General features: G+C 69.1%; 10 protein-coding genes. 5 read left to right on the top strand and 5 right to left on the bottom strand.

Features of this window, described 5'->3' with window-relative positions; all coding sequences use genetic code 11:
- Window positions 1–115 precede the first annotated feature (115 nt).
- The 4 genes from ABD212_RS12340 to pgi all read left to right on the top strand — a co-directional run bounded on the left by ABD212_RS12340 (window position 116) and on the right by pgi (window position 4,596).
- On the top strand, window positions 116–745 hold the full coding sequence (locus ABD212_RS12340; RefSeq protein WP_344095037.1) for a TetR/AcrR family transcriptional regulator: 630 nt from the start codon (window positions 116–118) through the stop codon (window positions 743–745).
- Entirely contained in the window at window positions 742–1,521 is a 780-nt protein-coding gene (locus ABD212_RS12335) for a patatin-like phospholipase family protein (RefSeq protein ID WP_344095035.1), read from the top strand. Before ABD212_RS12340 ends, ABD212_RS12335 begins: the two co-directional genes overlap by 4 nt.
- A gap of 373 nt (window positions 1,522–1,894) precedes the next feature.
- The gene (locus ABD212_RS12330) at window positions 1,895–2,818 is read left to right on the top strand and encodes an aggregation-promoting factor C-terminal-like domain-containing protein (protein ID WP_344095033.1); all 924 of its coding nucleotides are present in this window, start codon (window positions 1,895–1,897) and stop codon (window positions 2,816–2,818) included.
- Between the two features lie 95 nt (window positions 2,819–2,913).
- On the top strand, window positions 2,914–4,596 hold the full coding sequence (gene pgi / locus ABD212_RS12325) for a glucose-6-phosphate isomerase (protein ID WP_344095031.1): 1,683 nt from the start codon (window positions 2,914–2,916) through the stop codon (window positions 4,594–4,596).
- Between the two features lie 46 nt (window positions 4,597–4,642).
- Here pgi and ABD212_RS12320 read toward each other — a convergent pair whose 3' ends face one another.
- Entirely contained in the window at window positions 4,643–6,475 is a 1,833-nt protein-coding gene (locus ABD212_RS12320) for a DUF2207 domain-containing protein (protein ID WP_344095029.1), read from the bottom strand.
- A 43-nt stretch (window positions 6,476–6,518) separates the two neighbouring features.
- On the opposite strand from ABD212_RS12320, the gene ABD212_RS12315 reads away from it, so the two are divergent.
- Entirely contained in the window at window positions 6,519–6,956 is a 438-nt protein-coding gene (locus ABD212_RS12315) for a MarR family winged helix-turn-helix transcriptional regulator (protein ID WP_344095028.1), read from the top strand.
- 31 nt (window positions 6,957–6,987) lie between these two features.
- On the opposite strand, the gene ABD212_RS12310 is transcribed toward ABD212_RS12315, so the two are convergent.
- From ABD212_RS12310 to ABD212_RS12295, 4 genes are all read right to left on the bottom strand, one after another.
- The gene (locus ABD212_RS12310; RefSeq protein WP_344095026.1) at window positions 6,988–7,722 is read right to left on the bottom strand and encodes an ABC transporter permease; all 735 of its coding nucleotides are present in this window, start codon (window positions 7,720–7,722) and stop codon (window positions 6,988–6,990) included.
- Complete coding sequence (locus ABD212_RS12305) at window positions 7,719–8,684, bottom strand: ABC transporter ATP-binding protein (RefSeq protein WP_344095024.1); 966 nt, start codon at window positions 8,682–8,684, stop codon at window positions 7,719–7,721. The genes ABD212_RS12310 and ABD212_RS12305 overlap by 4 nt, the downstream gene beginning before the upstream one ends.
- Before the next feature lie 97 nt (window positions 8,685–8,781).
- On the bottom strand, window positions 8,782–10,284 hold the full coding sequence (locus ABD212_RS12300) for an L-serine ammonia-lyase, iron-sulfur-dependent, subunit alpha (protein WP_344095023.1): 1,503 nt from the start codon (window positions 10,282–10,284) through the stop codon (window positions 8,782–8,784).
- A gap of 61 nt (window positions 10,285–10,345) precedes the next feature.
- Window positions 10,346–10,711 carry a VOC family protein gene (locus tag ABD212_RS12295; RefSeq protein ID WP_344095021.1) on the bottom strand — a complete coding sequence of 122 codons (366 nt, stop codon included), beginning with the start codon at window positions 10,709–10,711 and terminating at the stop codon, window positions 10,346–10,348.
- Between the last annotated feature and the right edge of the window lie 34 nt (window positions 10,712–10,745).

Here is a 10,745-nt window from a genome sequence, read left to right as displayed (position 1 = left end):
CGGTGATGTCCGTCCTCGAGCCACCGGTCGTGGTGCGCCTGCGTGAGTCGGTGAAACCAGCATGCCATGCGGGATTCAATGCGCGCAAGACCAAAACCGCATAACATGCTGTTTCATGGCAGCACGCGGTCCGTACGCGAAGGGCAAGGCGAAGCGCGCCGAGATCCTCGACGTGGCGCTCGACGTCATCGCACGCGACGGCTACACCAGCGCCACGGTGAAGCATCTGGCGGATGCCGTCGGCCTCAGCCAGAACGGACTGCTCCACTACTTCGGCTCGAAGGATGCGCTGTTCCTCGAGATCCTGCGGCACCGCGACGAGCTCATCGCCGTCGAGGTGGACGCCGGGAACCGGGACTTCGCGGAGGACCTCGTCGACAGCATCCTGAATGCGGTGGACGAAGAGGTCTCCTCACCGGGCATGACGCAGCTGGCCCTTCGGGTGACCGGTGAGGCGATCGAGCCCGACCATGTCGCCCACGAGTTCCTTCGAACCCGGTACGCGGCGATCCGCGCGGTGGTGCGCGACGTCCTGACCAGGCTTCAGGCCGAGGGGCGGATCGCGGCGGATGTCGATCCGCTCGCGGTGTCGTCCCTGCTGTTCGCCAGCTGGGACGGGCTGCAGCTGCAGCGGATGTACGACAGCTCGATCGACGTGCGGGCGCACATGATGTACCTCGTGCGGGCACTGGGCATCGAGCCGGCCACCTCCGGCGCCGACGCCCGGAGGGGACGGCGGCCGTGATCGGCGACGGCTCGTTGGGCCTCACGCTCAGCGGCGGCGGTGCGTACGGAGCTGCTCATGTCGGCGTCCTCCAGGAGCTCAGGGAGCGCGGCATCCGTCCCCGCGTAGTCTCCGGCACCAGCTCGGGAGCCCTGGTGGCCGCCGCCTACGCGGCCGATGTCGCGCTGGAGTCGATCGAACGGGCCGCGCGGGCGTTCCGGTGGAGTTCGATCGCCCGGATGTCGCTCGCTCCCCGGCTGGGACTGCTGGACACGGGCGCTCTGACCGACGCCATCCATCGCACCCTGGGCGAAGACCCGCTCATCGAGGACCTGCCCCTGCGGTTCGCGGCGGTGGCGACCGACCTGAGGACCCGTCGGGCGGTGGTCATCGACCGGGGTCCGCTCAATGTCGCCCTGCGGGCGACGATCGCCGTCCCGGGACTGCTCCCCCCTGTTCGCCGCGGCAGCCAGGTGCTGATGGATGGCGGCATGGTCGACAACGTGCCGGTCGGCGCCGCCCGCCATCTCGGCGCAACGAGGGTGATCGTGGTGCGCCTGCACGCGAAGTGGGAGAACGTCCGCATGATGCGCGTGGTCTCGAGCACTGCCGAGCTCGAGGACGACCCGTCGATCGTCCTCATCCAGCCCGAGATGGAGGGCCTCGCCCAGTGGTCCATGGCCGATGTGCCGCGTCTGATCGAAGAGGGACGTCGGGCGGCACGCGCGGCTCTGGACGCGACCGAGTGGCCCCGCTCGACCTTCACTCCTCCCGCGCATCCTGTGCGCGAGCGATGAAACAGCAAAGAATCACGAAAAGATAACGCGACGCCTCTTCCCTTCCGTTACCTGGTCGTTATAGAGTGCAAGCACGGTAGTTGTTTTGCTGTGGCAACCACCGCATGTGATTGCAGGACACTCTTGGTGCAAGGGACAAGGGCCGGTCGGGAGCCTCTCCGACCGGCCCTTACTCTTGCCGCGACTCCTCCCCCATTTCGAAATCCGCGCCTCTGATCGGCCGTTTTCGCAATCACGGCTCCCATGGTCCTGCCAGGCAAGCCCGGGGTTTCGTCCAGGAAGGACCTGACAGACTCGGGACTTCGTGCCCCACCCGAGGGCGCACGCCGATGCACGTCGTCGGTGCAGCAGATACGAAGGACCTCTCCTCCGCATGCGTTCCACACGCCCGCTTCGCCCTGCCCACCCCGTTCGCCGCCACACTCTTGCAACCGCCTCCGTCGCCGCCGGCGCCGTTCTCGGCATCATCACCATGACCGGGCTGACCACCGCGTCGGCCTCGGCGGATGTCGGCTCCTCGACATCCGATTCCCTCATCTCGACGACGGTCACCATCCCCTCGGCCGACGCTCCGGCGCGAGCCGAGACGCTCCGCGAGATCACCGCGCAAGCGAAGGCGACCCTCGCCGAGGCGCAGAGCGCACTCGTGGCCGCGCACTCCGTCAGCGCGGACATCGCCGCATCCCGGCTTGACATCGGCACCCCGGCCACGACCGTCGACACGACCGCGCTCCGCGCGCAGATCGACCGCCTTTCGAATCTGGATGTGCTGCCCCTGCTGTTCCTTCCGGGCGTGACGGATGGCGCGGCCACCGAGACGAAGAGCGTGGCGGCGCAGACCGCCACGCTGCGCACTCACCTCGACGCCGCGAAGGCGAAGAAGGCCGCGGCCGACGCCGCCGCGAAGGCGAAGAAGGCGGCCGCCGACGCCGCCGCGAAGGCGAAGCGCGACGCCGAGGCCGCCGCCGCTGCCGTCGCCGCCGCCAACACCCCCGCGGGCGCCCAGGCCGTCGCGCGCCAGATCGCATCCGCCGACTACGGCTGGGGAGATGGCCAGTTCTCATGCCTGCAGTCGCTCTGGAACCGCGAGTCGGGCTGGAACTACCAGGCCTACAACGGGTCCAGTGGCGCCGCCGGCATCCCGCAGGCGCTGCCCGGCAGCAAGATGGCGAGCGTCGGCTCCGACTGGCAGACGAACGCAGTGACGCAGATCCGCTGGGGTCTGAAGTACATCGCCGGCGCATACGGCTCGCCGTGCGGCGCATGGTCGCACTCGCAGGCGACCAACTGGTATTGATTCGCGGTCGGCGCCTCGGCCTCGAGGGTCGCTGAGCATGTCGAGGGCCGGCGGAACTTCGACAAGCTCGGCGCCCCGGGGCTAGCGTGGGGAGCGTGAGTGCTCCCATCGATGCCACAGCCACCTCCGCCTGGGCCCAGCTCGACGCGCACCGAGCGTCGTTCACCCCCGATCTGCGCGGCTGGTTCGCACAGGATCCCGATCGAGCCAGGCGGCTCAGCCTCGCCGTCGCCGACCTCCATGTCGATCTTTCGAAGAACCTCGTCACGGACGAGATCCTGGCCTCACTCGTGCTGCTCGCCGAGCAGACCGGAGTCGCCGAGCGCTACGCCGCCATGCTCGCCGGCGAGCACATCAACACGACCGAGGACCGCGCCGTGCTTCACACGGCGCTTCGGAGGCTTTCCGATGCGACGCCTGCCCTGACGGTCGATGGACAGGATGTCGATCATGACGTCCAGGCGGTGCTCGACGCGATGGGCGCCTTCGCCGACCGCGTCCGCTCCGGCCAGTGGGAGGGCATCACCGGAAAGACCGTGACGCACGTCGTCAACATCGGGATCGGCGGGTCGGACCTGGGCCCGGCGATGATCTTCGAAGCCCTCAAGCCGTACGCGGATGCCGGCATCCAGGCGCGCTTCGTCTCGAACATCGATCCCGCCGACATCGCGCTCAAGACCGCGGACCTCGACCCCGAGACGACACTTTTCGTCGTGGCGTCCAAGACGTTCACGACCCTCGAGACCCTGACCAACGCCCGCCTCGCCCGCGACTGGCTCTGGAGCGGGCTCGAGCACGCCGGCGCGATCGGCGAGGACGAGTCATCCCGAACGGATGCCGTCGCCCACCACTTCGTCGCGGTGTCGACCGCCCTCGACAAGGTCGCGGCGTTCGGGATCGATCCCGCGAACGCGTTCGGATTCTGGGACTGGGTGGGCGGCCGGTACTCGGTCGACTCGGCAATCGGCCTGTCGCTCGCGATCACGCTCGGGCCCGACGCCTTCCGTGAGCTGCTCGCCGGATTCCATGCCGTCGACGAGCACGTGCGGATGACCCCCCTCGCCGAGAACGTGCCCGTCATCATGGGGCTGCTGAACATCTGGTACACGAACTTCCTGGGAGCGCAGACGCACGCGGTGCTGCCGTACGCGCAGCAGCTGCACCGCTTCGCCGCGTACCTGCAGCAGCTCACCATGGAGTCCAACGGCAAGTCGGTGCGATGGGACGGCAGCCCCGTCACCACCGGGACGGGCGAGATCTTCTGGGGCGAGCCGGGCACCAACGGCCAGCACGCGTTCTACCAGCTGATCCACCAGGGCACGCGGCTGATCCCGGCCGACTTCATCGCGTTCGCGAATCCCGCCTATCCGCTCGCCACGGACGGGCGCGATGTGCACGGACTGTTCCTGGCCAACTTCCTCGCCCAGACGAAGGCCCTCGCATTCGGCAAGACCGCCGCCGAAGTCGAAGCCGAGGGCACGACCGGCCCGCTCGTCGCGGCGCGCACGTTCGCGGGCAACCGGCCGACCACGTCGATCTTCGCCCCCGCGCTCACCCCGCGCGTGCTCGGAGAGCTCGTCGCACTCTACGAGCACATCACGTTCACGCAGGGGGTGGTGTGGGGCATCAACTCGTTCGACCAGTGGGGCGTCGAGCTCGGCAAGCAGCTCGCGCTGCAGATCGCGCCCGCGCTGGAGGGTGACGAATCGGCGTTCGCAGAGCAGGATGCCTCGACCCGCGCGCTTCTCGAGTACTACCGAGAGCACCGCAGCCACTGACCGAACGCCCGCACCGGTCATACCTTCCGGGCGACCGGCGGGCGCGCTACACGCCTCCGCCGCCGCCGCCCCCGCCTCCACCGCCGGCCGAGCCGCCGCCGCCGGATCCGCCCGAGGTCGACGAGGATGCCGACGTGCTCGCGGACATCGTGGCGATGCCCGACGAGAAGGAGCTCGCGTTGAAGCCGCCGCTGCCGACATACCATGTCGGCGAGTTGTCCGGCCCATAGAGGTCGGCGAGCTCCTTCGCCCACTGCTTCTCCTGGCCGAACACGACGGCGTACGGCAGCAGCTGCTCGTAGAGCCACAGGACCTGACGCACGTCGGTCGTGTCGACATGCACTCGCTCCGCGCCCTGCGGCGACTGCAGCATGCGGATGCGGTCGGCCTCCGCCCACTCGATGAACTCCTTGAGTCCTCGCAGATGATCCCGGACTTCGGCGCCTGCGGCGGTCAGCGGCTTGCGCGCCATCATCCCGATGATCACGAACGCCGCGACGATCGCGCCGATGACGAGCGCGATCGGCAGCAACGGGTCGACCGCGTTGTCGAGCGCCGCGAATCCGAACACGATCACTCCGGCGGCGAAGAAGGCCGCGAGCAGGATCGGCAGCGCCCTCACCCCCGCCGGCACCCTGCGCCGCAGGCCGCGGGTGACGAGCTCCTGGTTCGCCCACTTCAGGATCTTCTGCGCGGCCGACGAGAAGCGGGTGTCGCTGCGGCCGAACTCGAACTCCTCACCCGGCGCCCCTGACGGGAAGAGCCCGTCGAGCAGCATCCGCCCATCGCCGTCGGCTTTGGTCGGATCCACGAGCACGGCAGAGAGGCGCAGCCCTCCGAGCAGTCTGTGCTTGCCCTCGACGATCCGGATGCTGCCTGCCACGGCCTGTTCGAGCACTTCGGCGGGAATGGCCTTGCTCGAAAGACCCAGCAGCACGGCACTCTGCAGGGCGTCCACGCCGGGCGGGGGCGTGTACTCGGCGATGATCGTCGGGCGTCCCGGCTCGTCCCTGAGCCTGCGCGCCCTGGTGATGCCCGCGAACACGAGCACCCCGGCGAGCGCCAGGCCGGCGGCGACCTGGAGCCATCCCCACGGCGAGGCGAGGTACGACGGATCGAAGGGCGTGAAGGTGCCGCTCTCGAATCCGATCGCGATCGTCATGGTCTGGTTCGGCTGGACGGCAGCCGCGGTCGCGACGATGGCGCCGGCATCCGTCCCGATCTCGCAGGTCGCCGTCGAACCCTGCGCTCCGACGTAGCAGGCCTGCGCCCCCGTGAGTGCGGCCGTGAGATCGTCGGGCACGGTGACGTGCGCCGTCACCCGGCCGAAGGGCTGCTGCCACTGGGTGCCGTTCACATCCCAGTAGAACTCGTCCGAATGGGTGTCGGCGAAGTGCCGCACCACGTTCTCGAGCGTGTAGGTGAAGACGTACGTCTGCCTGCCGTGCACGAAGTCATCGGCGCGCGAGGTGATGACGTAGGTGTCGTCGACCGACTCGACCTTGGATTCACGGGGATTGCCGTCGCCATCGGTCACCGAGACCAGGTGCGGATGAAGCGGCACGCCCAGGTAGGAGGTGTCGAGGCGCCGCGCCATCCCGTGGTTCTGGTCGGACTCGGGAAAGTCCGCGACGAAGGTCTCGACCACCCGCAGCCGGCTCGTGCCGTCCTCCGCCCGACCGAGTGTGTACTGCACGTCCATGGACTCGAAACGGAAGTCGTTGACGTCGGCGAAGACGCTGAGCCCGGCGGGGGTCGCGGACGCGGCGGTGCCGCCCGCCGCCAGAAGTCCGATCGGGATTGCCAGTGCTGCGAGAGCCAACAGCACGGCGCGCCACCATCGGGCCACGCGGATGCGGCCGGGCTCTGCCATCCCCATTAGCTCAGCCTACGACGCCCGCGTTCGCCGTACTCTTGTGCGTATGACCGACCGTCGCCTGGCCATCGATGCCTGGGAGAGTCTCTTCCGGGCGCAGCACGAGGTGTTCGACGAGATCAGCGGCGATTTCGGGGAAGGGCTCTCGCAGGCCGAGTACGACGTGCTGCTCACCGTCACCCGGGGCGCCGACATGACCGCGCGCCTGCGTGACGTCACCGCGAACATGCTCATCAGCCAGCCGAGCGTCTCGCGGCTCGTGGAGCGCATGGCTGCACGGGGGCTCATCGCGAAGTGTCCTGACCCCGAAGACGGGCGGGGTGCACTCGTGCGCGCGACCGATGAGGGCGCTGCGGCATTCCGCAAGGTGGCGTCGGTGCACGGACGTGCGATCGCGGACCGGATGTCGCTGCTCAGTGACGACGAACTGGCGCAGCTGCGCGACCTGACTGCGAAGCTGCGCACCAAGCGTCCCGAGTGCTGACTCCCTCGGAGGGATCCCCCGGCGCGCGGCGCTACGGTGTGCGCCGCCGCAGGGTCAGCGAGGCCAGGATCAGCGCCCCCACGGCGAACGCCACCACGACCAGGAGGGGACCCCAGACCTCCCAGCCGTCGTCGCCCGCCGTGACGGCGTTGATCGTGTCGATCGCGTAGCTGAGGGGCAGGAACTTCGAGATGGTGTACAGCGCCTCGGGCATCTGGTCTCGCGGCATGAAGAGGCCGCCCAGCAGGATCTGCGGGAACACGATGAGCGGCATGAACTGGACTGCCTGGAACTCGGTGCGTGCGAATGCGCTGGCGAGCAGTCCCAGGGCGGTTCCCAGAATCGCATCGACGATCGCCACCAGTCCCAGCTGCCATACCTCGCCCTTGACGTCGAGACCGCAGACCCACACCGCGAACGTGACGGTGATGGTCGCCTGCAAGGTGGCCATGAGCCCGAACGCCAGCCCGTAGCCGACGATGAAGTCGGCCTTGCCGATCGGAGTGGTCATCAGCCGCTCGAGGGTGCCCGAGCGACGCTCGCGCAGCGTCGTGATCGAGGTGATGAGGAACATGACGATGAACGGGAAGAGCCCGAGGATCGGCCCGCCGTAGATGTTGAACACGCCCTCCTGCTCGCTGAACAGCCACGCGAAGAGCCCGACGAGGAGGCTCGGCGCAACCAGCATCAGCACGATCGAGCGCGGGTCGTGGCTCAGCTGCCGGAGAACGCGGCCGGCCGTGGCGAACGTGAGGGTGGCGTTCATCGTCCGCCCTCCTCTTCGTCCGATGCGGGTGACGACTCGCCGTGCGTCTGCTGCGCCTCGCGCAGCTCGCGTCGCGTGAGCGGATGCTCGGGAGGCTCGGCGGGTTCGACCGGCGCTTCCGACTCGGACGGCTCGGGCGTTATCGCCGGGGACTCCGCGGCACCCGGGAGCGGAAGCTTCGCCGGTTCCTCTGGAGTGCGGTCCGTCACGGCGAGGCGTTCCGCGTCGTCTGCGGCGGTCGCTTCGTCGCGCTCGACGAGGGCGAGGAACGCGGCATCCGGATCACTCGTCGCCGTGTCGGCGAGGAGCCCGTCGGGTGTGGTGTCCGCGATGATGCGGCCGGCCCGCATGAGCACGAGCCGATCGCACCGCACGGCTTCGTCCATGACGTGGCTCGAGACGATGAGCGTCGCGCCGCCGTCTGCGAGGGCGCGGAACAGCGTCCACAGCTCGGCGCGCAGCACCGGGTCGAGCCCGACGGTGGGCTCGTCGAGCACCAGCAGCTCCGGCGAGCCGAGCATGGCGACCGCGAGCGAGACACGGGTCTCCTCGCCGCCGCTCAGCGAGGCGATGGTCTGGTCCGCATGGCCGACGAGGCCCACCTGTTCGATGACCCGATCCACATCGGATCGCGGTGCGCCGATCAGCCGGGCGAAGTAATGCAGATTCTGGCTCACGGTGAGGTCGCCGTAGACCGACGCCGCCTGCGTGTCGTATGCCACGCGCCGCCGCTGCGGGTGCGTGCCGGCGGGTTCGCCGAGGACCGTCACCGTGCCGCCCTCGACCTTCTGTACGCCGACGATCGAACGCATGAGGGTGGTCTTTCCGCATCCGGACGGGCCGAGAAGCCCGGTGATCTGCCCGCGCGGGATGTCGAGCTGCAAGCCCGAGAAGACCTGGGTCCTGCCGCGACGGACCCGCAGATCCCGCACTTCGACCGCCAGCGCGGATGCATTATTCATCACACGACGAATTATGGGGCCGCTCGGAACGCCGGGTCAACGCGGCGCGGCGGCGCGACTCACCCCGAACGCGCCGACGCCGCCCACGCGGCATCCGTCAGCACTCGATGACGTTCACCGCGAGGCCGCCCTCGCTCGTCTCCTTGTACTTCGTCGACATGTCGATGCCGGTCTGCCGCATCGTCTCCACGACGGTGTCGAGCGACACGTAGTGCGATCCGTCGCCGCGAAGCGCCAGACGTGCCGCGGTGACCGCTGTGGAGGCGGCGATGGCGTTGCGCTCGATGCACGGGATCTGCACCAGCCCGCCCACCGGGTCGCACGTCAGGCCCAGGTGGTGCTCCATCGCGATCTCGGCGGCGTTCTCGATCTGCCGGTTCGTCCCGCCCATCACAGCGGTGAGACCGCCCGCGGCCATCGCGCACGCCGAGCCGACTTCGGCCTGGCAGCCGCCTTCCGCGCCCGAGATCGAGGCGTTCGCCTTGAAGAGCGAGCCGAGCGCGGTCGCGGTGAGCAGAATGCGCCGGATGCCGCGCAGCCGGTTCGCCTCCGAGATGAGCTCCTCGTCGAGGGTGTCGGGGATGATCGGCCCGAGCTGCTGGCGCGCGGCGAAGCCGAGAAGCGCGCTGCCGACGAGTTCGCCGTACGGCGTGACGGCGTTGCCCGCGCCCAGTCCGGAATCAGCGAGGAAGCGCCACCAGTACATCGCCACGGCGGGGAGGATGCCGGCGGCCCCGTTGGTCGGCGCGGTCACGACGCGTCCACCCGCGGCGTTCTCCTCGTTCACCGCGAGCGCGAAAGCACCCAGCCACTCGCCCGGCAGCTCACGGTGGCCGCCGGCCTCCGCCTCTTCGAGCTGCGCGCGGATCGCGGACGCCCGGCGCTTGACCTTGAGCATCCCGGGCAGCACCCCGTCGGCGTGCAGGCCTGCCTCGACGCAGGTCGACATCGCGCGCCAGATCGCGTCGAGGCCCGACGCGATCTCCTCGTCGCTGCGCAGCGCCTGCTCGTTGATGCGGGCGGCCTCGGCGATCGTGATGCCACGCTCGTCGCAGAGTGCGAGCAGCTCGTCGGCGTTCGCGAAATCCAGCGGGTAGGCGTGCGCCTGCACGCGCGGCGGCTCCCCATCACGCCGGATGAATCCGCCTCCGACCGAGTAGTACGTCTCGCGCGAAACGGGCTCGAGGGCATCCTCGGTCCACGCCTCGAGAGTCATCGCATTGGGATGCCCGGGCAGACGGGTGCGGGGCTCGAAGCCGATGTCCGACTTCTCGAATCGGATCGGATGGATGCCGTCGACCTCGAGAGCGCGGCCCTCGGGCCGATCGCGCCACGCGGCGCGCACAGCATCCGGGTCCACCGTCTCGGGCGCGAGTCCCTGCAGCCCGGCGACCACCGCGTCGGGCGTGCCATGCCCCAGCCCCGTTGCGCCGAGCGAGCCGTAGAGCGTGCAGGTCACGCGAACGACCTGGTCGAGCCGCCCCGACTCGCGAAGCCGGGTCGCGAAATCGCGGGCCGCCCGCATGGGACCGACCGTGTGGGAGCTCGAGGGTCCTACCCCGATGGAGAACAGCTCGAACGCCGAGACGTACGCGCTCACTGTTTCAGGCTACGCGACCAGCCGCGTCGGCGGTTCGTTCTCCCTCGCTGCCCGCCCGGCATCACGGTCGCTGGAACGAGATCAATCCCACGGTGTTGCCCTCGGAGTCCTTGATGAACGCGTGCCACTCGTCGTGATCGACCGGGCCCAGCGTGTCGTCGTCGTGGTGGAAGATCACATGCGGGTGCGACACGACATCGGCGAGGGCCCCCAGCCGCTCGAGCGTCTCATGGACGTTCTCGACCTCGAGGTAGATCAGCGATGACGGCGCATTGCGGTCGAGCAGCAGCCGCACGCCCTCGAGATCGAAGAACAGGAGTCCCGGCGGGTCGAAGCGCGCCGTCGGGAGCGACTCGAGCAGCACGGTGTAGAAATCGGCCGCTCGATCCAGGTCGTCCGCGTGCTGGGCGATCTGCTGGAGTCTCATGATCCTCCTCGGAAGTCGTCGTTGCGATTGTTTC

Origin of the sequence: Microbacterium deminutum (assembly GCF_039530205.1) — a bacterium.
GTDB classification, from domain to species: domain Bacteria; phylum Actinomycetota; class Actinomycetes; order Actinomycetales; family Microbacteriaceae; genus Microbacterium; species Microbacterium deminutum.
The sequence above is the reverse complement of the archived record's forward strand: the minus strand, read 5'-3'. Positions and strand labels throughout refer to the sequence as shown.